The organism is Rhizobium sp. 2MFCol3.1, from assembly GCF_000377565.1.
In the GTDB taxonomy this organism is placed as follows: domain Bacteria; phylum Pseudomonadota; class Alphaproteobacteria; order Rhizobiales; family Rhizobiaceae; genus Rhizobium.
Genome location: NZ_KB898377.1, coordinates 54,155 through 76,029 on the forward strand (window position 1 = coordinate 54,155; position 21,875 = coordinate 76,029).

The following is a 21,875-nucleotide window of genomic DNA, read 5'->3' on the forward strand; positions in this document are numbered from 1 at the left end:
GGATCAGGATTTTCGGATTGGCTATTGTTGAAGCAACGCGGGGCGTTTAGCACTGTTTTCTCGCACAGTCACCATTTGGTTGATTGGCTCGTTTATTTGTAGATTATCGAGGGACAATGGGGAAAATCCTGACAGCGATCGGCCTGATGAGCGGCACCTCGATGGACGGGATCGACGCGGCGCTTCTCGAAACGGACGGCGAAAACATCATCCGCCGTGGCCCGAGCCTCTACGTGCCCTATGACGACGATCTGCGCGGCCGCTGGAAGCAAGCGCTGCAGACGGCCAAGGCCGTGGTTGAGCGCGGTGACCGGCCGGGCGACCTTGCTGACGCCGAACGCGTGCTGACGCTCTGCCATGCCGCCGTGATCAAGTCCTTCCTGACGCGCCATGGCCTCAAGCCTGAGGATATCGACCTCATCGGCTTTCATGGCCAGACCGTGCTGCATCGGCCGGATGCGGGTGTCACCGTGCAGATTGGCGACGGGCCGCTGCTCGCGTCAGAGACGGGCATCGACGTTGTCTACGACATGCGGGCCAACGACATGGTGCATGGCGGGCAGGGCGCGCCGTTGATCCCTGTCTATCACGCAGCCCTTTCGGCCAACCTGCCTGATGGTTTCGAGGCGCCCGTTGTCTTCGTCAATATCGGCGGCATTTCGAACCTCACCTATGTCGGCGCCGACGGCGTGCTTTCGGCTTTCGACAGCGGGCCGGGAAACATGCTGATCGACCAGTGGGTGGAGGCGCATACCGGCCGGGCCTACGACCGCAACGGCGAGACGGCGAGCCGTGGCGCGGTGGTGCCCGATCTGGCGCGGCGCTATCTGTCGAGCCCGTTCTTCTCCGGCAATATCAGGCGCTCGCTCGATCGCGGCGATTTCCTACCGCCGGAGAAGGGCGAGGTGTCGCTGGAGGACGGCGCAAGGACGCTGGCGCATGTCACCGCCGCCTCGATCGTCAAGCTCGCCGATCACCTGCCGCAACCGCCCACGACCTATGTCGTCTGCGGCGGCGGGCGGCTCAATCCCGTGATCATGGGCGAGTTTGCCGACTTGGCTGCGGCAAAGGGCGCCCGGGTCGTCTCGGCGGAGGCGGCTCGCTTCGACGGCGGCGCCATGGAGGCGGAGGCCTGGGCTTATCTGGCGGTGCGCTCCGTTAACGGACTACCGCTGACCTTTCCAGGCACGACAGGCGTTTCGGCGGCTGTGACTGGCGGCGTGATTGCGAGGAAGCCATGACCGACACTGTTATCCTGAAGACACCCCGGCTCGTCTTGTCCATGTGGGGGCAGTACGATGTCCATCTGCTGCAATTGCTGCATTCGACGATCGAGACGACCCGCTATCTCTCGGGTGCCGCACCTTGGAGCGCTGCCAAGGCACAGGAGCGATTCATGAGCTTTTTCGGCGAGCAGGCGCGCGATGGCGTGACCAAATACAAGGTCACCAGCCTCGACGATGGGCGCTTCATCGGCCGCGCCGGCTTTTCCCGCTATGGCGGAGATCGCGGCGAGTTCGAGCTCGGCTATTCGCTCCGCCACGAGGAGTGGGGCAAGGGCTATGCGACAGAACTGGGGAAGGGGTTGGCGGACTGGTTTTTCGACAAGCGATTCGCTGACCAGTTCATCGCATTCACGCATCCCGACAATATCGCGTCGCAGCGTGTTCTCACGAAAATCGGCATGCGGGGCCGCATGCCGATGATCATCGATAACATGTCGTGCCCGACGTTCGAACTGACCGCCGAGATGCGCCAAGCCTAGCAGATCGTTAGCTTAGGTCAGCCGTTGGCGTCGGGCTTGCGAAGCAGGTCCAGCGCCTTGTCGACTTCACCGCGTCCGCGTTGCGCCATCGTTTCGAACGTCTGGCGCGCTTCGAAGTCCCGCACCATGCGCGCCGTCATGTCGCTCAGCAGATCCTCGACGGTTCTGCCGCTCTCGGCCGCGATGTCGGCCACCTTCTTTTCAACGTCTTTGGAAACCTGAAAACTCAGCATCGTCATGAATTTCGCTCTTCGAAAACGACGCTGAGTCTATGGCCGTTGCCGATACAAGCGCTGACAAGCACATCGGTATCGACAACGATCCGCATCGTCAGCGGATGCGCTTGGCGGCCGGTTCCGGCACCAGTTCGCCGTTGAGGCGGCGGTCGAGGTAGTCCTCGCATTCGCCCATCAGCGTTTCCACCTGGCCGTTGAAGAAGTGGTTTGCACCCGGCACCGTGCGGTGGGTGATCAGGATGCCCTTCTGGGTCTTCAGCTTCTCGACGAGGCCATTAACGTCCTTCTCCGGTGCAACCTTGTCGGCGTCGCCGTTGATGATCAGGCCCGACGACGGGCAGGGAGCGAGGAAGGAGAAGTCGTAGGTGTTCGGCTGCGGCGCGATCGACATGAAGCCTTCGATCTCCGGACGGCGCATCAGGAGCTGCATGCCGATCCACGAGCCGAAGGAATAGCCGGCGACCCAACAGGTCTTCGAATCAGGATGCAGGCTCTGCACCCAGTCGAGTGCCGACGCGGCATCCGAGAGTTCGCCGGCGCCGTGGTCGAATTCGCCCTGGCTGCGGCCGATGCCCCGGAAGTTGAAGCGCAATGTCGTGAACCCGCGCTTCTGGAACATGTAGAAGAGCTGGTAGACGATCTGGTTGTTCATCGTGCCGCCGAACTGCGGGTGCGGGTGCAGGATGAGGGCAATCGGCGCGCTCTTTTCCTTGGAGGGCTGGTAGCGGCCTTCAAGGCGGCCTGCGGGGCCGTTGAAAATGACTTCGGGCATCGGTACTCCGGCTTTTATTTCTCGCGTTCGCGCTGCGCAGACTTGACGGACGTTGTCAGCTTTTCTAAAACGCAGTTTAGAACAATTCGAAACTTGCATGGCAATCCACGCAGTGTTGGATGTGTCATAAGGCAAGCCCGGCTGACTTTTCAAGGAAAATGCACCGGCTTGCCACGCAAGAACCAAGCGCAGGACGAAAAGATCATGGCGCCGGCCCGGCTCTATCTCGATTGGAACGCGACGGCGCCGCTGCATCCCGCAGCGCGCGACGCGGTTCTGCGGGCGCTGGATATGTTCGGCAATCCGAGTTCGGTTCATGGCGAGGGACGCGCGGTGCGCGCCGCGATCGAAGGCGCCCGCCGCCAAGTGGCGGCCCTGGTTGGCGCCGATCCCGCGCATGTGATTTTTACCAGCGGCGCCACCGAGGCTGCCAACATGGTGCTGACGCCGGATTTCCGGATGGGCCGCACGCCGATGGCGATCGGCCATCTCTATCACTCAGCGATCGAGCATCCGGCGATCCGCGAGGGCGGACGTTTCGGGAAGGATCGGACAAGCGAGATCGCGGTGACCGCTGACGGCGTCGTCGATCTCGATCACCTGCAGAGCCTTCTGGCTGGCCACGATAAATCGACAGGCCTGCCGATGGTCGCGGTCATGCTCGTCAACAACGAGACGGGCGTGGTGCAGCCGGTGGCCGAAGTCGCGAAGATCGTGCAGGCGCACGGCGGTTTGCTCGTGGTCGATGCCGTGCAGGCGGCGGGCCGGATCGCGCTTGATATCAATGCGCTCGGTGCGGATTTCATCATCGTCTCCTCGCACAAGATCGGTGGTCCGAAAGGCGCCGGTGCGCTGGTGTCGCGCGGCGAAGTGCTGATGCCGAGGGCGCTGATCCACGGCGGCGGCCAGGAGAAGGGTCACCGCTCGGGGACCGAGAATTCGCTTGCCGTCATCGGCTTCGGCGCGGCTACAGAGGTGGCTGTCCGGGAGTTCGGCGAGCGCAATGCCCGCATCTCCGTTCTGCGGCAGCAGCTGGAAGACGGAATGCGCAACGCCGCACCCGATGTCGTCATCTACGGCGCGGATCAACAGCGTGTCTCCAACACCACCTTCTTCACCCTGCCGGGGCTGAAGGCCGAGACCGGGCAGATCGCATTCGATCTCGAAGGCGTGGCGCTGTCTGCGGGCGCTGCCTGCTCGTCCGGCAAGGTCGGCGAGAGCCATGTGCTGGTGGCGATGGGGCGTGATCCCAAGCTTGGCGCGCTCAGGATGTCGCTCGGTTTTTCGACGACGGAAGAGGATATCGCCAAGGCCGTCGCCACGTTCACGAAGATAGCCGCGCGGCGCAAGCCGGCGGGAGAGGCGGCGTGATTGCCTGATAAAGCATCACGACCGCCTGATAAATTTGCGGAAACGCAAATTTCCACTTGCCATTCGGGCTGAAAAGTCCCCTTTGGCCACTTACATAAGGGGCAACAAAAATTGCCCGAACGACAAGCTGCCGGACCTTTTCTCCGGCGAGATTGGAGAACGATATGCCCGCCGTCCAGGAAACGGTCGATCGCGTCCGCGAGATTGACGTCGATCAGTACAAATACGGTTTCGAGACGATCATCGAGATGGACAAGGCGCCCAAGGGCCTGTCCGAGGATATCATCCGTTTCATCTCTGCCAAGAAGCAGGAGCCGGAATGGATGCTCGAGTGGCGTCTGGAAGCCTACAAGCGCTGGCTGACGCTGGAAGAGCCGAGCTGGGCTCGCGTCGATTATCCGAAGATCGATTTCAACGACATTCACTACTACGCCGCGCCGAAGTCGACGCCGGGCCCGAAGTCGCTTGACGAGGTCGATCCTGAGATTCTCAAGGTCTATGAGAAGCTCGGTATTCCGCTGAAGGAACAGGAAATTCTGGCCGGCGTCGAACGGCCGAAAATCGCCGTCGACGCGGTTTTCGACAGCGTTTCGGTCGTCACCACCTTCAAGGAAGAGCTGAAGAAGGCCGGCGTGATCTTCATGTCGATCTCGGAAGCCATCCGCGAGCATCCCGATTTGGTGAAGAAGTATCTCGGCTCGGTCGTTCCGACCTCCGACAATTACTATGCGACGCTGAACTCGGCCGTGTTCACCGATGGTTCCTTCGTGTTCATTCCGAAGGGCGTTCGCTGCCCGATGGAGCTGTCCACCTACTTCCGCATCAACGAGAAGAACACCGGCCAGTTCGAGCGCACGCTGATCATCGCCGAAGAGGGCGCCTACGTGTCCTATCTCGAAGGCTGCACTGCGCCGCAGCGCGATGAAAACCAGCTGCACGCGGCCGTTGTCGAACTCGTCGCTCTCGATGACGCCGAGATCAAGTATTCGACGGTCCAGAACTGGTATCCCGGCGACGCGCAGGGCAAGGGCGGCATCTACAACTTCGTGACCAAGCGCGGCGATTGCCGTGGCGCGCGTTCGAAGATCTCGTGGACGCAGGTCGAAACCGGCTCGGCGATCACCTGGAAGTACCCGTCCTGCATCCTGCGCGGCGATGACTCGCGTGGCGAGTTCTACTCGATCGCCGTTTCGAACGGCCATCAGCAGATCGATTCGGGCACTAAGATGATCCACCTCGGCAAGAATACGTCGAGCCGTATCGTCTCCAAGGGCATCGCCGCCGGCGTGTCGCAGAACACCTATCGCGGCCAGGTCTCGGCTCACCGCAAGGCATCGAACGCGCGCAACTTCACGCAGTGCGATTCGCTTCTGATCGGCGACAAGTGCGGCGCCCACACGGTGCCCTACATCGAGGCAAAGAACTCGACCGCGCAGTTCGAACACGAGGCTACCACCTCGAAGATCTCCGAGGACCAGAAGTTCTACTGCCTGCAGCGCGGCATTCCCGAGGAAGAGGCGATCGCCCTGATCGTCAACGGCTTCGTCAAGGAAGTCCTGCAGGAATTGCCGATGGAATTCGCCGTCGAAGCGCAGAAGCTGATCAGCATCTCGCTCGAGGGTAGCGTGGGGTAAGCTGGGGCAGGCGTCACCTCGGGCTTGTCCCGAGGATCCAAGAAACGGTCGTTTGAAGGACGGCAACTATGAACGAGAAGGTCGAACATCTCATTCTCGAACATTTGCGCGCAGTGCGCGCGGATATCAGTTCGATGAAAGAAGAAATGGCTGGCATGCGCGGCGAAATGTTCGCAATGCGCCAGCACATGGGCGGGCTTATGAGCGCCCAACTCGTTCAAGACACGGAAATCGCGGGCCTTAAAGTCCGCATAGAGCGAATGGAAAAGCGGCTTGAGCTGAGCGAATAAGCTCGCGGACCGTCGACTGAGACCTGAAGGACAAAGAGAATGCTTGAAATCAAGAACCTGCACGCCCGCATCGCCGAAGACGGCACCGAGATCATCAAGGGGCTGAACCTCACCGTGAAGGCCGGCGAAGTGGCTGCCATCATGGGGCCGAACGGCTCCGGCAAGTCGACGCTGTCCTACATCCTGTCCGGCCGCGATGATTACGAAGTCACCGAGGGCGAGATTCTCTATAACGGCGAGAGCATTCTCGAACTCGATCCGGCCGAGCGCGCCTCCAAGGGCATCTTCCTGGCCTTCCAGTATCCGGTCGAAATCCCCGGCGTCGCCACCATGCAGTTCCTGAAGGTCGCGATGAACGAGCAGCGCAAGGCGCGTGGCGAGGAAGAGCTGAAGACGCCTGATTTCATGCGCCTCGTGAAGGATGCGGCCGCAAAGCTGCAGATCAACACCGAGATGCTGAAGCGTCCTCTCAACGTCGGCTTTTCCGGCGGCGAGAAGAAGCGCGCCGAGATCCTGCAGATGGCGCTGCTCGAGCCGCAGCTTTGCATCCTCGACGAAACCGATAGCGGTCTCGACATCGACGCGCTGAAGATCGTGGCCGACGGCGTCAACGCGCTGCGCTCGCCCGATCGGGCCACCATCGTCATCACCCACTACCAGCGCCTGCTCGACTATATCGTGCCGGATACCGTTCACGTGCTCTACAAGGGCCAGATCATCAAGAGCGGCGACAAGACGCTGGCACACGATCTGGAAGCCAACGGTTATGCCGACATCATCGGAGCGGCGGCCTGATTTAGGCGGAAAGGAACTGGTCGCATGAACATGCAGACGACGACCCGCCTGACCGCCGCGGAAGCGGCGCTGACCGAGGCGTTCAACAACCAGATCGGCGAACTGCCGGGCGACGGCGCCGTGATCGCCATTCGCGACCGGCTGCTCGACGACCTGAAGACATCGGGCCTTCCGACGCGCCGCGTCGAGGCCTGGCACTACACGGACCTGAAGACACTTTTGCGCGCCGTGCCGGCCCAGGCGGGCGATGCCGGCTCCGACGCCCGCGATCCGCTGGTCGAGGGTTCGGCCGTGCTCTCGGTGATCCAGGGACGTCCTGATCACAAGGCACGCGCCGGCGATCTCGTGCTTTCGAGCTATGCCGAGCAGCTGTCGAACGGTTCGGCCGCCAATGGCCTTGGCGCGCTCGACAAGGACGACGCTGTCGGCCGCATCAACGGCAGCTTCGTGCGGGACGGCTACGTCATCGACGTGCCCGCCGAGACCGTGCTTGAAGAGCCGCTGGAAATCCAGTTCGTGCATGCCGGCGGCCAGACGCATACGCGCCTTCCCGTCAGCATCGGTTCCGCCGTCAAGGCGACCGTGATCGAACGTCACCTGTCGGTGGCATCGGATGCGGCGCTGGTCTCGCATGTCAGCGACGTGACCGTTGGCGAAGGCAGCGAGGTGACCTGGATCATCGTGCAGCAGCAGGGCGCCGATGACACGCATCTCGGCCAGATCCGCATCGATCTCGGCGCAAACGCCAAGCTTAAGCTGTTCGTCATCAATGCCGGCGGCCAGCTGGTGCGCCAGGAACTGCACATCAAGGTGACGGGCGAGGGCGCCGATCTGACGCTGCGCGGGATCAACCTGCTCGGCGCCGAGACGCATACCGACGTGACCATGGTGCTCGGCCACAACGTGCCGCATACGGGCTCGACAGAGATCATCCGCAACGTCGTCTTCGACCGCGCCAAGGGCGTGTTCCAGGGCATGATCCGGGTGGCGCCGGACGCGCAGAAGACCGACGCGAAGATGGCGTGCAACACGCTGCTCATGTCCGACGACGCCGAGTTCTCGGTGAAGCCGGAGCTGGAAATCTTCGCCGACGACGTGCAGTGCGGCCATGGCGCCACCGTTGCCGATATCGACCACAACCATCTCTACTACCTGATGGCGCGTGGTATCCCGGAAAACAAGGCGCGCGCCATGCTGGTCAACGCCTTCGTTGCCGAGATCGTCGAGGAACTGGAAGACGAAGCTCTGGTCGAGGCGCTGGAAGGCGTGATCTCGGCCTGGCTCGAAAAGCACGCCTGATCGGACGAGATGATGGACAAGATAGTGCCCGCAACCGCCTATGACGTCGAAGCCATTCGCAGGGATTTTCCGATCCTTGCAAAGGAAGTGTACGGCAAGCCGCTGGTCTATCTCGACAACGGCGCGTCGGCCCAGAAGCCGCAGGTGGTGATCGATGCGATCAGCCATGCCTATTCCAACGAATACGCCAATGTGCATCGCGGCCTGCACTTCCTGTCCAACGCCGCCACCGAAGCCTATGAAGCCGCGCGCGAAAAGGTGCGCCGCTTCCTGAACGCGCCTTCGGTTGACGATATCGTTTTCACCAAGTCCTCGACCGAGGCGATCAATACGGTCGCCTATGGCTGGGGCATGCCGAATATCGGCGAGGGCGACGAGATCGTCATCTCGATCATGGAGCACCACTCCAACATCGTGCCCTGGCATTTCATCCGCGAGCGGCAGGGCGCCAAGCTGGTCTGGGTCCCCGTCGACGACGAGGGCGCCTTCCACATCGAGGCGTTCGAAAAGAGCCTCACCGAGCGCACCAAGCTCGTCGCCATCACCCATATGTCGAATGCGCTGGGCACTGTCGTTCCGGTCAAGGAGATCTGCCGGATCGCTCATGAGCGCGGCATTCCCGTGCTCGTCGATGGTTCGCAGGGCGCCGTCCACATGCCCGTCGATGTGCAGGATATCGACTGCGACTGGTATGTGATGACCGGCCACAAGCTCTACGGTCCCTCGGGTATCGGCGTGCTCTACGGCAAGAAGGATAGATTGAAGGCGATGCGGCCGTTCCAGGGCGGCGGCGAGATGATCTTCGAGGTCACCGAGGAGGCCGTCACCTACAACGACCCGCCGCACCGCTTCGAGGCCGGCACGCCGCCGATCGTCCAGGCGATCGGGCTCGGCTACGCGCTCGACTACATGGACAAGGTCGGCCGCGAGGCGATCGCAAGGCATGAGGCTGATCTGGCGGCCTACGCCACCGAGCGGCTGCGCGACATCAATTCGCTGCGTGTCATCGGCAATGCGCCGGGCAAGGGCGGCATCTTCTCCTTCGAGATCGAGGGATTGCACGCCCACGACGTCTCGACCGTGATCGACCGGCGCGGCGTTGCTGTTCGGGCGGGTACGCATTGCGCCATGCCGCTCTTGAAACGCTTCGGCGTCACCTCCACATGCCGTGCATCCTTCGGCATGTACAATACCCGCGCCGAGGTGGATGCCCTGGCCGACGCGCTTGAGTATGCGCGCAAGTTCTTTGCATAAGGAGTGGGCCACATGAGCCTCGACGACAGCGAACAGAAGATCGACGTGCGCGAAGGCATCGTGCATTCCAGCATTCCAGAAGATGAACTGGCGCGCCTCAGCGACGACGTCATCATGGCGCTGAAGACGGTCTACGACCCCGAAATTCCCGCCGACATCTTCGAACTCGGGCTGATCTACAAGATCGACATCGAGGACGACCGCATGGTCAAGATCATGATGACGCTGACGGCCCCCGGCTGCCCTGTTGCCGGCGAGATGCCCGGCTGGGTCGAAAACGCCGTCGGTTCCGTCGAGGGCGTCTCGGGCGTCGAGGTGGCGATGACCTTCGATCCGCCGTGGACGCCTGATCGTATGTCGGAAGAGGCGCAGGTGGCTGTCGGCTGGTATTGATCGGCCGTTTCGACTAGCATGGTGCTTCCTGGCAATGAGGTGCACGCGATGGGCCGCCTTGAGACGATCAGCATTGAGTTGACGCCTGAGATGGCGGATGCCGTTGATGCAGCTGTCCGCTCCGGCCGGTTCGGTTCGACAGCTGATGTCGTGTTAACCGCGCTCGATCAGTGGCACTCCGACCGGCTGGTCCATGGTTACACGCCCGAGGAATTCGAGCGGCTGATCGAAGAAGGGGAAGCCAGCGGGGACCCGATCGATGGGCCCGAGGCGATGCGTGAGATACGCGCGGAATTCGAGAAAGAATTCGGGCTCAAGGACTGATGAGCTATCGCCTTCAGCCCAAGGCAAGAGCCGATATCCGCGCGATCGTGTCCTATATCGGACAACACAATCCTCACGCCGCGCTGACTTGGCAGGCCGGCATGACGGAACTGTTCGAACTCCTGGCAACTCATCCGCATTCGGGTGCTCCATATGCGACGGACAAGTATAGCATTCGCTTCGTACCACGTGGAAATTACGTGGTGGTCTATAGAGTGCGGGATAGCGACGTGGTGATACTTCGCGTCATCCATGCTGCCCGCGATTGGCCGAAGCAGATGCGGTGAAGTCGGCTGGTGTTGAGGCTCAGGCCGCCGATCTGCCGTCGGGCATGACGGGCGCAAGGCCAATGCCGAGCGCTTTCATCACCTTCATGATCGTGGCGAATTCTGGGTTGCCTTGGCCGCTCAGCGCCTTGTAGAGCGCTGCGCGGCTCATGCCGATCTCGCGTGCCAGTTCGCTCATGTTGCGGGCCCGGGCGACAACGCCGAGGCTCTTGGCAATGAAGGCCGGGTCCTGGGTTTCGAAGGCGGCGACAATGAATTCCTCGATCGCTTCGTCGCTGTCGAGAAATTCGGCCGCATCGAAGGGCTGGGTTTCGATTGTCATCATTAGTCCTTCCATTCCCGGGCGAGGCGTTTCGCCTCGATGATATCGCGGGCTTGCGTCGACTTGTCGCCACCGCAGAGCAGCACGATCAGCGTCGAGCCAGCCATCGTGACGTAGATTCGATAGCCCCGGACCGTAGTCGACGCGCAATTCGCTGACGCCTTCACCGATCGCCTTGATGTCACCAAGGTGCCGGGTTTCGACCCGTAACAGGCGGGACGCGATCCGTGCGACGGCGCGGCGATCTTTCAGCCGTGACAGCCATTTGGCGAAAGTCGCCGTTCGCAACACAGTTAGCATGAAAAATGTATCCTGCAGAGTACATCGATCGATGAAAAGGCATGGAATTGCAATGATCTCGGCATTCGATATTGAAGCATTGATCATCGCCGCTTAAATTGATGAGCACAAGCACCGGACCTTGACCCCGGTTGCGGAAGGAGAATGGGCCTATGGGCTTTGCAGTCATGAGCATGACCGACACCGCGGCTTCGCGGGTGAAGGCGATCGTTGAGAATTCGGGACCGGAGGCGAAGGGAATTCGCGTCGGGATCAAGAAGGGCGGCTGTGCGGGGATGGAGTACACCATCGACCTCGTCACCGAACCCAACGCCAAGGACGACCTGATCGTGCGCGATGGTGCGAGTGTGTGGATCGAACCTTCGGCGGTTCTCTATCTGCTCGGCACCGAGATGGGCTTCGAGCAGACGACGCTGCGCTCTGGCTTCACCTTCACCAATCCGAACCAGACGTCTGCTTGCGGCTGTGGCGAATCGGTCGAGCTCAAGCCTGCCGATCTGGCCGCTCTTGCCGCGCGTGGCGATGCCGTGGTGCCGGCGCGGTAAACAGGGCGAATGCGGTCGCTCATTGCCGCCATTCAATCTCTGCCGGTATTTTATATCGGCTTTGTCTCACGGGCATTTTGTCTTGAGCATTTCGTCACAGGCCGCCGGTTTCGGCGGCTTTTTTCGTTGCGGTGCGCGCCAGAGTGTTTAAGACCGCATGCCATGCTTCTGCTGTTTCTCAAGGGCGCCGTGCTGGGTGTCATCATTACCGCGCCGCTTGGGCCTATCGGCATGCTGTGCATCAACCGCACGCTGGAGCGCGGCTTTCTCGCGGGCTTTTCCTGCGGCTTCGGCACGGCGATCGGGGACGCCAGCTATGCGCTGGTGGCGGTGACGGGGATTGCCGTCTTCGCCGAGACCATGTCGATGGCGACCTTGCCTTTGGCGATCGGCGGCGGATTGCTGCTCTTGTTTCTCGGCTGGCGCGGGCTGACGCATGATCCGGTCGAGGCGGCCGAGATCAGGGCAGGAGGGCTGCTCGCCACCACGGTCGCGACCTTTCTGCTCACCATTTCCAATCCGGCGACGATCCTTTCCTTCGGAACGCTTTTCGCCGGTTTCGGCCTGCTCGACGAGACGAGGCGCTTCAGCTCGGTTGCGATCGTCGGTGGCGTGTTTGCCGGTTCGCTCGCCTGGTGGTTTTGCTTGAGCGGCGCGGTCAGCCTGGCGCGCGAGCGGTTGTCGGAGAATTTCACGACCAAGGTCATGCGGGCCACGAGCTGGCTTCTGATTGTGTTCGGTATCGTGGCGCTCGGTTCGGCGGCATATACGTTGCTTGGGTGAGGGGTTTGTGGATTAGAGGTGGCTGGCGTTGTGCCGGTGGCCCCCTCATCCGCCCTTCGGGCACCTTCTCCCCGTTGGGGAGAAGGGAGGTCGGCGCGAGCGGCTTGCCACGAGTCTCTTCTCCCCCTCGGGGAGAAGGTGGCGGCAGCCGGATGAGGGGGCCGCTGGCGCTGACGTTAGCCACTTTCAAAACTCCCACCCATAAAAGACATGCCTCTACCCCCGGCGGGCATTACCCCCGGCTGATATGGCATCTGATCGGACGGGGCGCCAAAAGCTGCCTCGTAAGTAGTTTAGTTTTATTGACACCTTCCGGCGCCCCGTTCGGCGGTCTGCTATCGTGTCGTGGTTCCTTTACCGGGTGATCGGCATCTTTTCAGAGATATGCTCGCGGGATTGTTCTTGTTCTTGAGGCTTTCGCTCCCCGGGCATCCCGAAGGGCCGTCTTGATCGACGCCGGGTGGGCCTCCACGGACCTGTCGCCCGCGGCACCCCGGCGCCGTTCCGCAAAACCCTTTCGGGCTCAACGGTCGGCCAGTCGCCGTCCCTTATGTGCATAGGCGCGTGGTATCGGCGAACCGACCTATGCACCCGCACACCAGCTCTTCACTGGCGGGACCAATCCGCGACGCCCTTCGTTTCACCCTGCGTCAGGGGCTTCCCGAAAGCGCCGGTCCCGCCTCGCCGGCAACGCAACCGGTGTATCCGAAGACGGGACGGGGTAAGTGTGGCGCAGGCCAAAAGCGCGGGGATGAAAAAGCGACCAAGTCGCTGATTTCGTTGCGGCCGCGCTCGTTTTCATCACCGCGTGCACCGTCCCGGCGACCGCTCGCATTCGTTGGTCTTCGCATGCTTTGCGCGGGATCGGCCAGATTCAGGAGAGATGCCATCGCCAATGGGGCGCCGGCCGGAAGACGACGTTTGAAGTGTGGCGGCCATTCGTCATAGTATTGGAGTGTATTATCATACTAATCATTATGTGATGCAGCCGGCGGTCTGCTCCATTTCTTTCCGTTTTCCATATTCAATGTTGCTTTAAAGCATTCATCCTGTGGTTTCTTGCAGGTGAATCCGAATACTAAAAGTTAGTTCAAATTTAACCGTCCAAACGGGATATCGACGATCGATACTTCGCTCATTGGAGGCTGAATTGTTTTCGATCCGTAATGTTTTGATTGCTGTCGTTCTTGTTATTTCAGCCGGGCTCACTGCCCTGGTTACCAGCAAGCTTCTGACGTCCCAGGCCACCTATGCCAATAACGGCCAGGTCGCCGCCAATGCGCAGCTCGACAAGGCGCTGTTCCAGGCGCTTCTGGCCTTCCGCAGCGAGCGAGGCGACAGCGCGACCGCGCTTACGCTTTCCGCCGCCGATGCCGCGGGCAGCATGGAGAGCGTGCGCAAGCAGCGTGCGATCGTCGATGGGGCGCTGGCCGAGGTCAAGACCATTTCGTCCGGGCTGAGCGCCGACACGCTCAATGCTGTGCTTGCAGATCTCAATTCCGGCTATGCCTCTTTGGTTTCGCTGCGCTCGTCGATCGATGCCGAGCTTGCAAAGCCTGTCGATCAGCGCGACGCGTCGCTTGCGCCTCGCGTGCTTTCGTTCGGCAACGAATTCCTTGCCAAGCTCGAGACGACGTCGGCCGCCACGGAAGCGGTGATCCGCACGCTCGACAATTCGCTGATGGATCTTGTGCAGCTGCGCTATTTCGCATGGTCGGCGCGCGCCGCCGGCGGTTCGGCGACGGTTGCTGTCAACGGCGCGATCTCCGGCAACCGCGCGCTGACGCCCAAGGAAGCCTCCGAGCTTGTCGCCGGTGACGTGCGCATCGCTTTTGCCTGGGCATCCACCAAGATCCTGGCCGATCACCCTTCCGTTCCCGATGCGATCAAGAGCGCGGTCGCGACGGCTGATTCCAGCTACTTCTCCGGCTCGTTCGCTGAAAAGCGCGCCGGCATCGTCGCCGACCTCACCAATGGCCGTCCGTCGACGATGGGAATCGACCAGTGGCGCACGGAAGCGACGACGGCACTCGGCACGATCGGCAATGTCGCTTCGCTGGCGATGGACAGCCTGGCCGCCAAGGCCGAAGCAACGCGCCAGTCCGCCCTTGCCACGCTCATCTTCTACAGCCTGATGCTGGTTGCCACGATCGCAGTGACAGTTGCGGCCTTCGTGATCGTCGTCTTCCGCGTCGTTCGTCCGATCGGACGGCTGACGACGGCGATGAGCGTTCTCTCCGACGGCCACACCAACATCCTGGTGCCCTACGCCGAGCGCGGCGACGAGATCGGCAACATGGCCCGCTCGGTCGAAGTGTTCCGTCTGGCCGCCATCCGCAACAACGAGCTGGAAGCCGAAGCCGAGGTCAATCGCCAGCAGTCCGAGCGCGAGCGCGTCGAAGTGCAGCGCCGCGCCGAGGAAGAGGCCGAAATCCGCCTCAACCAGGCAACCGGCGCGCTTGCCTCGGGCCTGAAGCTGCTGGCCGCAGGCGACATGACCTGCGAGCTCAACACGGCGTTCGCGCCGCAGTTCGAAGCGCTCCGCCACGACTTCAACACCTCGGTGATCCAGCTTCGCCAGGCGCTTGTCGGCGTCGGCAGCGCGGTCGACATGGTGCGTAACGGCAGCAGCGAGATCTCCGGCGCGTCCGACGATCTGGCCAAGCGCACCGAACAGCAGGCAGCCTCGCTGGAGGAAACGGCCGCCGCGCTCGAGGAGATCACCTCGAACGTCGTCGCCACCTCCAAGCGGACCGGCGAGGCGCGCGACGCTGTGCGCGAAACCCGCAGCCGCGCCGAGCACTCCGGCTCGGTCGTGCGCAATGCCGTCGAAGCCATGCGCCGGATCGAGGATTCCGCGCAGCAGATCAGCAAGATCATCGGCGTGATCGACGAGATCGCTTTCCAGACCAACCTTCTCGCGCTGAACGCGGGCGTCGAGGCGGCACGCGCTGGTGAAGCCGGCAAGGGTTTTGCGGTGGTTGCCCAGGAAGTGCGCGAACTGGCGCAGCGTTCTGCAAACGCCGCCAAGGAGATCAAGGGCCTGATCGGCAACTCCGCCGTCGCCGTCTCCGAGGGTGTGCGGTTGGTCAACGAAACAGGCGAGGGGCTGACGGCGATCGAGCAGCTGGTGCAGCACGTCAACGCGCATATGGATGCGATCGCCACCGCCGCACAGGAGCAGTCGGTCGGTCTCGGCGAGGTCAACACCGCCGTCAACCACATGGACCAGGCAACGCAGAAGAACGCCGCGATGGTCGAGGAGATGAATGCGGCGGGCGCCGGCCTGGCGCAGGAAAGTACCAACCTCAGCACGCTGATCGGCGCCTTCCAGCTCGGCGGCCGCACCGCGCAACTGCGCGACGTCGCCCGCCGCATGCAGGAACCGGCCGCCCCGCCACGGGCAGCTGCGCCTGCCCCGACGCGGGCTCCGCGCGCTGCAGCTCCCGCGTATGCCAGCCACGGCAACGCAGCGGTTGCCAACAACGAGTGGGAAGAGTTCTGAGGAACGGCTTCTCAGGCTGAATAAGTGGGCGCCCGGACCTTTGGTTCGGGCGTTTTGCGTTTTATGCTGGAAGGGCGAGGAGACGCGATGGGCAGCCGAGGCGGCGAGCATCGTGGGGGGATTGAAAATCATTAACGTGTTGATTTAAGGTCATAATCCACAGTCTCAACGTCATCCTCGGGCTCGTCCTGAGGATCTGCCGAGGGGTGGTCTGGGCTGTACGTGCATGGATTTTGGCTGCTGTGGATGATCCATGACCGTTGCATTCCTGGAGACGTGCTTAGATCCTCGGCACAAAGGCCGAGGATGACGCCGAGCAAGAGGAAAGCTTGGCCACTTCAATAGGTTGCGAGCGCTGTTCCCGCTCTCGACCATCATCCTTCGGGCTCGTTCCTTGATCCCACTCAATGAAGAGATCGCTCATTTCGACCATAGTGCGCCGTCGCATTCCGGCAGGGCGACGGGTGGAGGTTGCCGGTTGGAACGATGCCGTGGCGCTCAAGACGATCTTATCCATCTTCGACGATCTCGATCCCGGCGACGCGCTTGCCGAAGTGCTCTTCGGGCTGATCATGGCGCTGACCTGGACGGTGGGGTCGCGGCTGGTGATGCGGGAGGAGGGGCTCGATGTTCGTGGTCTGATCATCTCCACGCTTGGATGCAATGTCGCCTGGGGCATTATCGATGCGGTCTTGCGCATATTGGGCACGACGTTTTTCAGGAGCAGGCGGTTGCATCTGTTCCGGCAGATCAGGAGCGCAAGGGATGAGACCACGGCACTTGCTGTCATTCGTAATGAGTTTCCGACGGAGGGGACGGCGCTTGCCGTCGATGATGCCGATGCGGAGGCGCTCTATCGGTCACTGCTGGCGCTTGCTGTCCGCTCCGAGCCGTCGAGGGTTTCGTTGACGGGAAGCGATCTGCGTGCGGCGGTGGCGGTATTCTTTCTGGTCGCGGCCACGGCTATTCCTGCGGTGATCCCGTTCTTTGTGATCGGTGATGCCGACCGCGCGCTGAGGGTGAGCAATCTGCTGCTGATTGGGCTACTGTTTTTCACCGGCTATGCCTGGGCGCGCTTTTCCGGCGGGCGGCCGCTTTATGCGGGGGTGACCATGACGTGCCTTGGGCTTGTGATGGTCGGCATTGCCGTGGCGCTGGGTGGGTGACAGTGGGAGAAAGTGTTGTGGCTTCGGACATCGAGATAGGCGAACTTTTCGGGCTTGAGGAGATCGTGGCGATCTATCCTCTGTTTCGGCAGGTTCACACGCTCGACGAGGTGTCGTTTCGGGCGCGGCTTTCGGCCATGTGCGCGCAGGGCAATTATCGCTGCATTGCCGCCTATATGGATGACCGGATGGTCGGTGTGGCCGGCTTCTGGATCGGCACGCAGCTCTGGTGCGGCAAATATGTCGAGGCCGACCATGTCGTGGTCGATGCGGATGTTCGCGGCATGGGGGTCGGCGCGCGGTTGATGACCTGGATCGAGGCCGAGGGCGAACGTGAAGCATGTGCGCTGTTTCGGATCGCGGCGGTTCTTTCCAACCTGGATGCAAAACGATTCTACACTCGATACGGCTTCTTCGACGACGGTATCCTGATGGCGAAGGCGCTGAGCCAGGGCGCTGCGGCTTTTCCGGAATACGTGGCGCTGCGGGATGGCGATTGATCCTTGTGGCGTGAGTGGGGAGCGATCTAGCCGATCTCCTCGGGGATGAAGCCGCCGGTCTGGCGTTTCCATAGGCGGGCGAAAAGGCCGTCGCTCTCCGCCAGTTCCGCCGGAGTGCCTTGTTCGACGATGCGGCCCTGATCGAGCACGACGATGCGGTCCATCATGGCGATGGTGGAGAGGCGGTGAGCGATGGCGATCACCGTCTTGCCGCGCATCACCAGATCGAGCTTTTCCTGGATGGCGGCTTCGGATTGGCTGTCGAGCGCCGAGGTCGCTTCGTCGAGAACGAGGATCGGCGCGTCCTTCAACAGCACGCGGGCGATTGCCACGCGCTGCCGCTGGCCGCCGGAGAGCTTGATGCCGCGGTCGCCGACATAGGCGTCGTAGCCCTTGCGGCCGTCCGCGTCGCGCAATTCGGCGATGAAGGCGTCGGCGCTCGCGGTCTCCGCCGCCTCCTCGATCTCGGCGCGCGCTGCCTCCGGCCGGCCGTAGCGGATGTTGTCGCCGACCGAGCGGTGCAGCATCGCCACGTCCTGCGCGATGACGCCGATGTTGCGGCGCAGGCTTGCCTGGGTGATGTCGCGGATATCCTGGCCATCGATGCGGATAGTGCCCGAGCTGATGTCGTAGAAGCGCAGCAGCAGGCTCACCAGCGTCGTCTTGCCGGCGCCCGAGAGGCCGACGAGGCCGACTTTTTCGCCGGGACTGACGGTGAGATGGAGGTTTTCGATGACTGACTTGCCGGTCTTGTAGGCGAAACTCACGTCATCGAAGCGGATTTCGCCTGTGGCGACGGAGAGATCGACGGCGCCTTCGCGGTCGGTGATGGTGGGTGGGGTCGTCATGACGGGCATGGCGTCCTTGATCGTGCCGATCGCCTGGAAGATCTGCTGGCCCATCTGCAGGAAGGTGAAGGTGTGGCCGGAGAGGCGGTGGAGCACGTAGATGGCGCCGACGAACTCGCCGATAGTCAGGAACTGATGCACGAGACCGGTGAAGCCGATCGAGACCATCGCCAGCCAGAGCAGCATGTTCAGCGCCACGACGATGAGCTCGGAGGTGCGGTATATGCGCTGCTCGCTGTGCTGGGTGCTGACCGATTTGCCGATGACGCGGCGGATGGCGCCGGCCTCGCTGTCTTCGGCGGCGAACTGCTTGATCATCTGCATGTTGGTGTAGAGATCGGTGATGGCGCCGGCGACCAGGCTGCGCTGCTTGGCGGTGCTGCGCGACCGCTCGGTGAAGACGGGCGCCATCTTGACCGCGAGCGCGACGTTGAGCGCCATCCAGATGGCGGCGGGCAGGGCAAGCTGCCAGGAGAGTGCGCTGAGCAACACCACCGAGCCAACCATCTGAAGCAGGAAACGCGGGATCGACTGGAATGCCGCGATGATCTGCTGCTGCACGGCAGACGACACCTGCTGCAGCCGCGAGGCGACCTGGCCGGCATAGAGATCGTGGAAGAAGGCGAGGTCCTGCCGCTCCACCGCCTTGTGACCCTGCCACTGGATGGCGGCGGGCATGCCGACGCCGAGCGTGTGCGAGGTCAGCGTGTTGACCAGAAAGGAGGCGATCGGCATGGCCGGGAAGATAAGCAGCCCGAGGAAGGTCAGGAACGGCCATTCGTCGTGCAGAAATGGCGCCGCGCCCTTCTGGGTTACGCCGTCGACGATGACGGACAGGCCCCAGACCATGGTGAGGTTCATCGCCTCGATGGCCATGGATGAGAGCGCCAGCGCGACCAGCACGCCTCGGAACATCATGATGAAGTGCAGGAGGACGGCGACCGGTCCCTTTGACGGCAGTGGCCGGTAGGGGATGTCGAGCGGCCGGATCAGGCGCTCGAAGGGGCGGTAGATCACATCTGAAATCGACATCGGCTCTCGGGTCTGTTGGGGGATGACGGGCTCACTCGAACAGTCCCGGTGGTTGACATGTCTTCAGGTGGTGACTAACGGCGACGCACGAGGAGTTCGTAGGCGGCAAAGGCGAGCGACATCAGTGCGAAGACGCCGATTGCCAGCGGATAATTGACCGGCGCGGCGGCGTCGAAGAGCTTCGGCAGGCCGATGACGGCGACGGCGGATATCAGGGCGGAAAGCGCTGTTTCCTGGGCGATCATGCGGATGACAGGCGACATGCGGTGCTCCCTCGGCGGTATTAACGGCGCCGTGAACATGCGGATAGAGGAAAGATTAGAGCAATCTCAGCGGGTATCAAGCGTTTGCAGCATGGCGCTTGGCGCGCGGTGCGTGCATGTTTTTGCTGTGGAGGCTGGCGGCGCGGGCGGCGGCTTGGTAGGCCTTCCAGCTGCAATCTGCTCCGCCACATGTCTCAATTCGCCCGAGGATAATCTGTAATGGCCATCCAGACGTCTCATTCCAAATCGACCGAAGAGGTCATCAAGATACCGGCGATCGGGCTGGAGCTCGGCGTGCGGGTCGATCCGTCCACGACGGACGGCGCGTTCTGTTTCATCGACACGGTGAACGCCCCCGGATTCGGGCCGCCGCGCCATCGGCACAAGGAGACCGAAGTCTTCCGGGTGATGGAGGGCCGGTATCTGTTCGAGGTGGATGGCGTGCAGTTCTACGCTGAGGAGGGCGATGTCGTGACCGTGCCGGGTGGTGCGGCGCATGCCTTCGTCAACGTCACCGACAAGCCGGCGCGGCAGTATATCCTGATCGCGCCCGGGCTCGATGCTCGAGCCTTCTTCCTCGGGCTTGCCGATGTGATGCGCAACGGGCGGCCGGATACGGCTGCGCTCAATGTCTTCGCCGGAAAGTGGGACGTGGAGTTTCTCGGGCCGCCGTTGACGGTGCCGGCTGAGTAGGACCGCCGAGCTCAGTCCTTCTTGATATCGATGCCGGCTTCGATGGCAGCGGCGATGAAGGCCTTGCGGGCGTCGTCGTTGCTGCGCTTGCCCTTGATGACGTCGGCGCAGACGAGAAGCGCCTTGTCGAGCGCGGGTCCGTCTTCCGTCGGCCAGTCCTCGATCATCGCCCAGGAAGCAGCCTGGGTCGTGTCGATCGTCACATACTGGCCGGGTTCTTCGAGCGCCAGCATAACGGGCTTAGGCCAGCGCTGCTGGGTGAGATCGCCGTCGGATTTTGCCATTGACTGGTCGCCTGTTGTCTGTTGTCGCGTGGCGGCCTGCTTAAAGCCGCGGGAGGGTGTGGGCAAGCGGAAAGAAGCGGAATGTCAGCCATTGGCCGATGATGGCGGGCTCGTCGTCGTGGAGATAGTGATCGGTGGGTGACGAATGGCTGGTGACGTCGGCGCCGGCTTCTTGGAATTGCCTGGTGATTGTGACTGCGTCCTCGGGGGAGCGGCGGTCGTCGCGGTCGCCGGAGAGGATGAGGACGGGCTTGGCGGGCATGGTCGGGATGATCGCGTCGGGATCGGGCGAGAGCGGGCGGATGAGGATGGCGCCGGCTGCTGCATCGGGATAGTGGCTCATCAGGGCGGCAGCAATGATGGCGCCGTTCGAGAAGCCGAAGAGGACGGGCGGACGGGTGATCAGGCCGGTCTTAATGGCCGCCTGGATGAAGATGCGGAGACGTTCGGTCTGGAGCGCGAGATCGGCCTGATCGAGCGTGCGGTCGGGGTTGCGGCGGAAGAAGGCGTAGCCGTTCTCCCAGGGGATCGGGCCGCGCAGCGACAGGTATGGCCAACCGGGGGCGGCGGTCTCTGCCAGCGGCGGGAGTTCCGTCTCGTCACGACTGCTGCCATGCAGGAGGAGGAGCGACGGGCGGGTGTCGGTGGTTGACGCTGTGCGGTAGTGGAAGCCTTCGAGGTCGGGCATTGGGTATTGGCTTCCTGTTATCGGTTGGCGTTTTGGTCCATGACCGTTGCGGGTGGGCCCTTTGTTCGACGTCTCCCGGCCGTTAGTATCCCCACGGCGTCTTCCTCGGGCTTGTCCCGAGGATCTAAGCACGTTGCCCGGAATGCAACGGTGCGGATGAATTGGCGTGGGTGCCAGCGGTGGTTTTGTCCATGACCGTAACGGTTTTGATGGGCGTTGGCAGATCCTCGGGACAAGTGTAAAGCCCGGAGACATCCCTGACAGGTGTTCGGAGACATGCCTGACACTCACGGCGTGTTCGTGAGGTCGATTTTGGCGACCTTGGTTGCGCCGAAGAAGACGCCGTATAGGCCGTCGCGGTCGAGCGGACGGATGGCCAGGCATTCGCCCTTGAAGGCGCCGGGCACGCGCCAGGCCTGCCCCTTGAACACGATGTAGCCCTTGGTCGTGCTGATGCGACGGACGATCTCGCCGCTGTCGTAGACGGGTTCCGGCAGGTGCTTGGGAAAAGGTCTCGGCGAAGGGA

The 21,875-nt window shown here is 62.3% G+C and carries 24 protein-coding genes and 1 pseudogene; 17 read left to right on the forward strand and 8 right to left on the reverse strand.

The genetic code is table 11. The features are described from left to right. Positions 1-116 precede the first annotated feature (116 nt). Both D460_RS0129545 and D460_RS0129550 read left to right on the forward strand, forming a co-directional pair. Complete coding sequence (locus tag D460_RS0129545; protein ID WP_018902226.1) at positions 117-1,241, forward strand: anhydro-N-acetylmuramic acid kinase; 1,125 nt, start codon at positions 117-119, stop codon at positions 1,239-1,241. Next, positions 1,238-1,765, forward strand: coding sequence for a GNAT family N-acetyltransferase (locus D460_RS0129550; RefSeq protein ID WP_018902227.1), 528 nt, complete (start codon positions 1,238-1,240; stop codon positions 1,763-1,765). The genes D460_RS0129545 and D460_RS0129550 overlap by 4 nt, the downstream gene beginning before the upstream one ends. 17 nt (positions 1,766-1,782) lie before the next feature. Here the strand turns inward: D460_RS0129550 and D460_RS0129555 are convergent, their stop codons facing one another. Then, the gene (locus tag D460_RS0129555) at positions 1,783-2,004 is read right to left on the reverse strand and encodes a hypothetical protein (protein ID WP_018902228.1); all 222 of its coding nucleotides are present in this window, start codon (positions 2,002-2,004) and stop codon (positions 1,783-1,785) included. 91 nt (positions 2,005-2,095) lie between these two features. Continuing rightward, the gene (locus D460_RS0129560) at positions 2,096-2,773 is read right to left on the reverse strand and encodes an alpha/beta hydrolase (RefSeq protein WP_018902229.1); all 678 of its coding nucleotides are present in this window, start codon (positions 2,771-2,773) and stop codon (positions 2,096-2,098) included. Positions 2,774-2,977: 204 nt separating this feature from the next. On the opposite strand from D460_RS0129560, the gene D460_RS0129565 reads away from it, so the two are divergent. The 9 genes from D460_RS0129565 (at position 2,978) to D460_RS0129605 (ending at position 10,420) form a co-directional block, all read left to right on the forward strand. Then, complete coding sequence (locus D460_RS0129565) at positions 2,978-4,144, forward strand: cysteine desulfurase family protein (RefSeq protein ID WP_026283690.1); 1,167 nt, start codon at positions 2,978-2,980, stop codon at positions 4,142-4,144. Between the two features lie 164 nt (positions 4,145-4,308). Next, entirely contained in the window at positions 4,309-5,778 is a 1,470-nt protein-coding gene (gene sufB, locus D460_RS0129570) for a Fe-S cluster assembly protein SufB (protein ID WP_018902231.1), read from the forward strand. Positions 5,779-5,846: 68 nt separating this feature from the next. Continuing rightward, positions 5,847-6,068, forward strand: a complete 222-nt coding sequence (locus D460_RS0129575) for a hypothetical protein (RefSeq protein WP_018902232.1) — start codon at positions 5,847-5,849, stop codon at positions 6,066-6,068. Positions 6,069-6,107: 39 nt separating this feature from the next. Beyond that, the gene (gene sufC, locus D460_RS0129580) at positions 6,108-6,863 is read left to right on the forward strand and encodes a Fe-S cluster assembly ATPase SufC (RefSeq protein ID WP_018902233.1); all 756 of its coding nucleotides are present in this window, start codon (positions 6,108-6,110) and stop codon (positions 6,861-6,863) included. Positions 6,864-6,887: 24 nt separating this feature from the next. Beyond that, entirely contained in the window at positions 6,888-8,162 is a 1,275-nt protein-coding gene (sufD, locus tag D460_RS0129585) for a Fe-S cluster assembly protein SufD (RefSeq protein WP_018902234.1), read from the forward strand. Between the two features lie 12 nt (positions 8,163-8,174). After that, complete coding sequence (locus tag D460_RS0129590; RefSeq protein WP_026283691.1) at positions 8,175-9,416, forward strand: cysteine desulfurase; 1,242 nt, start codon at positions 8,175-8,177, stop codon at positions 9,414-9,416. A gap of 12 nt (positions 9,417-9,428) precedes the next feature. Next, positions 9,429-9,809 carry an SUF system Fe-S cluster assembly protein gene (locus D460_RS0129595; RefSeq protein ID WP_018902236.1) on the forward strand — a complete coding sequence of 127 codons (381 nt, stop codon included), beginning with the start codon at positions 9,429-9,431 and terminating at the stop codon, positions 9,807-9,809. Positions 9,810-9,857: 48 nt separating this feature from the next. Beyond that, the gene (locus tag D460_RS34145) at positions 9,858-10,133 is read left to right on the forward strand and encodes a hypothetical protein (protein ID WP_018902237.1); all 276 of its coding nucleotides are present in this window, start codon (positions 9,858-9,860) and stop codon (positions 10,131-10,133) included. Further along, positions 10,133-10,420: a type II toxin-antitoxin system RelE/ParE family toxin gene (locus tag D460_RS0129605; protein ID WP_018902238.1), complete on the forward strand. Its 288-nt coding sequence runs from the start codon at positions 10,133-10,135 to the stop codon at positions 10,418-10,420. The genes D460_RS34145 and D460_RS0129605 overlap by 1 nt, the downstream gene beginning before the upstream one ends. A gap of 19 nt (positions 10,421-10,439) precedes the next feature. Here D460_RS0129605 and D460_RS0129610 read toward each other — a convergent pair whose 3' ends face one another. Beyond that, positions 10,440-10,742: an addiction module antidote protein gene (locus D460_RS0129610; protein WP_026283693.1), complete on the reverse strand. Its 303-nt coding sequence runs from the start codon at positions 10,740-10,742 to the stop codon at positions 10,440-10,442. 452 nt (positions 10,743-11,194) lie between these two features. On the opposite strand from D460_RS0129610, the gene sufA reads away from it, so the two are divergent. The 5 genes from sufA to D460_RS0129640 all read left to right on the forward strand — a co-directional run bounded on the left by sufA (position 11,195) and on the right by D460_RS0129640 (position 17,541). Continuing rightward, complete coding sequence (gene sufA, locus D460_RS0129620; RefSeq protein ID WP_018902241.1) at positions 11,195-11,587, forward strand: Fe-S cluster assembly scaffold SufA; 393 nt, start codon at positions 11,195-11,197, stop codon at positions 11,585-11,587. A gap of 162 nt (positions 11,588-11,749) precedes the next feature. After that, a complete protein-coding gene (locus D460_RS0129625; RefSeq protein WP_018902242.1) occupies positions 11,750-12,370 on the forward strand; it encodes a LysE family transporter in 621 nt (206 codons plus the stop codon). 1,150 nt (positions 12,371-13,520) lie between these two features. Continuing rightward, positions 13,521-15,875 (forward strand): methyl-accepting chemotaxis protein, encoded by a 2,355-nt coding sequence (locus D460_RS0129630; protein WP_018902243.1) that lies wholly within the window; start codon positions 13,521-13,523, stop codon positions 15,873-15,875. 407 nt (positions 15,876-16,282) lie between these two features. Next, on the forward strand, positions 16,283-17,041 hold the full coding sequence (locus D460_RS0129635; protein ID WP_081620007.1) for a VIT1/CCC1 transporter family protein: 759 nt from the start codon (positions 16,283-16,285) through the stop codon (positions 17,039-17,041). Between the two features lie 17 nt (positions 17,042-17,058). Further along, positions 17,059-17,541: a GNAT family N-acetyltransferase gene (locus tag D460_RS0129640; RefSeq protein WP_018902245.1), complete on the forward strand. Its 483-nt coding sequence runs from the start codon at positions 17,059-17,061 to the stop codon at positions 17,539-17,541. A 26-nt stretch (positions 17,542-17,567) separates the two neighbouring features. On the opposite strand, the gene D460_RS0129645 is transcribed toward D460_RS0129640, so the two are convergent. Beyond that, the gene (locus D460_RS0129645; protein ID WP_018902246.1) at positions 17,568-19,421 is read right to left on the reverse strand and encodes an ABC transporter ATP-binding protein; all 1,854 of its coding nucleotides are present in this window, start codon (positions 19,419-19,421) and stop codon (positions 17,568-17,570) included. Positions 19,422-19,495: 74 nt separating this feature from the next. Next, positions 19,496-19,684 (reverse strand): hypothetical protein, encoded by a 189-nt coding sequence (locus D460_RS0129650; protein WP_018902247.1) that lies wholly within the window; start codon positions 19,682-19,684, stop codon positions 19,496-19,498. Between the two features lie 219 nt (positions 19,685-19,903). On the opposite strand from D460_RS0129650, the gene D460_RS0129655 reads away from it, so the two are divergent. Then, the gene (locus D460_RS0129655; protein WP_018902248.1) at positions 19,904-20,377 is read left to right on the forward strand and encodes a cupin domain-containing protein; all 474 of its coding nucleotides are present in this window, start codon (positions 19,904-19,906) and stop codon (positions 20,375-20,377) included. Between the two features lie 11 nt (positions 20,378-20,388). Here D460_RS0129655 and D460_RS0129660 read toward each other — a convergent pair whose 3' ends face one another. The 3 genes and pseudogenes from D460_RS0129660 to D460_RS36595 form a co-directional block, all read right to left on the reverse strand. Beyond that, on the reverse strand, positions 20,389-20,661 hold the full coding sequence (locus D460_RS0129660) for a DUF982 domain-containing protein (RefSeq protein ID WP_018902249.1): 273 nt from the start codon (positions 20,659-20,661) through the stop codon (positions 20,389-20,391). A 40-nt stretch (positions 20,662-20,701) separates the two neighbouring features. Further along, complete coding sequence (locus D460_RS0129665; protein WP_018902250.1) at positions 20,702-21,349, reverse strand: hypothetical protein; 648 nt, start codon at positions 21,347-21,349, stop codon at positions 20,702-20,704. 243 nt (positions 21,350-21,592) lie between these two features. Further along, positions 21,593-21,875: pseudogene (locus tag D460_RS36595) on the reverse strand (IS481 family transposase); the annotation flags it as partial.

Coding starts and splice junctions, on each gene's coding strand:
- sufA (WP_018902241.1), top strand. CDS start 11,195: ATGGGCTTTGCAGTCATGAGCATGACCGACACCGCGGCTTCGCGGGTG.
- D460_RS0129595 (WP_018902236.1), top strand. CDS start 9,429: ATGAGCCTCGACGACAGCGAACAGAAGATCGACGTGCGCGAAGGCATC.
- sufC (WP_018902233.1), top strand. CDS start 6,108: ATGCTTGAAATCAAGAACCTGCACGCCCGCATCGCCGAAGACGGCACC.
- D460_RS0129625 (WP_018902242.1), top strand. CDS start 11,750: ATGCTTCTGCTGTTTCTCAAGGGCGCCGTGCTGGGTGTCATCATTACC.
- D460_RS0129610 (WP_026283693.1), bottom strand. CDS start 10,742: ATGACAATCGAAACCCAGCCCTTCGATGCGGCCGAATTTCTCGACAGC.
- D460_RS0129650 (WP_018902247.1), bottom strand. CDS start 19,684: ATGTCGCCTGTCATCCGCATGATCGCCCAGGAAACAGCGCTTTCCGCC.
- D460_RS34145 (WP_018902237.1), top strand. CDS start 9,858: ATGGGCCGCCTTGAGACGATCAGCATTGAGTTGACGCCTGAGATGGCG.
- D460_RS0129560 (WP_018902229.1), bottom strand. CDS start 2,773: ATGCCCGAAGTCATTTTCAACGGCCCCGCAGGCCGCCTTGAAGGCCGC.
- D460_RS0129645 (WP_018902246.1), bottom strand. CDS start 19,421: ATGTCGATTTCAGATGTGATCTACCGCCCCTTCGAGCGCCTGATCCGG.
- D460_RS0129660 (WP_018902249.1), bottom strand. CDS start 20,661: ATGGCAAAATCCGACGGCGATCTCACCCAGCAGCGCTGGCCTAAGCCC.
- D460_RS0129545 (WP_018902226.1), top strand. CDS start 117: ATGGGGAAAATCCTGACAGCGATCGGCCTGATGAGCGGCACCTCGATG.
- D460_RS0129605 (WP_018902238.1), top strand. CDS start 10,133: ATGAGCTATCGCCTTCAGCCCAAGGCAAGAGCCGATATCCGCGCGATC.
- sufD (WP_018902234.1), top strand. CDS start 6,888: ATGAACATGCAGACGACGACCCGCCTGACCGCCGCGGAAGCGGCGCTG.
- D460_RS0129590 (WP_026283691.1), top strand. CDS start 8,175: ATGGACAAGATAGTGCCCGCAACCGCCTATGACGTCGAAGCCATTCGC.
- D460_RS0129635 (WP_081620007.1), top strand. CDS start 16,283: ATGAAGAGATCGCTCATTTCGACCATAGTGCGCCGTCGCATTCCGGCA.
- D460_RS0129565 (WP_026283690.1), top strand. CDS start 2,978: ATGGCGCCGGCCCGGCTCTATCTCGATTGGAACGCGACGGCGCCGCTG.
- D460_RS0129555 (WP_018902228.1), bottom strand. CDS start 2,004: ATGACGATGCTGAGTTTTCAGGTTTCCAAAGACGTTGAAAAGAAGGTG.
- sufB (WP_018902231.1), top strand. CDS start 4,309: ATGCCCGCCGTCCAGGAAACGGTCGATCGCGTCCGCGAGATTGACGTC.
- D460_RS0129550 (WP_018902227.1), top strand. CDS start 1,238: ATGACCGACACTGTTATCCTGAAGACACCCCGGCTCGTCTTGTCCATG.
- D460_RS0129665 (WP_018902250.1), bottom strand. CDS start 21,349: ATGCCCGACCTCGAAGGCTTCCACTACCGCACAGCGTCAACCACCGAC.
- D460_RS0129655 (WP_018902248.1), top strand. CDS start 19,904: ATGGCCATCCAGACGTCTCATTCCAAATCGACCGAAGAGGTCATCAAG.
- D460_RS0129575 (WP_018902232.1), top strand. CDS start 5,847: ATGAACGAGAAGGTCGAACATCTCATTCTCGAACATTTGCGCGCAGTG.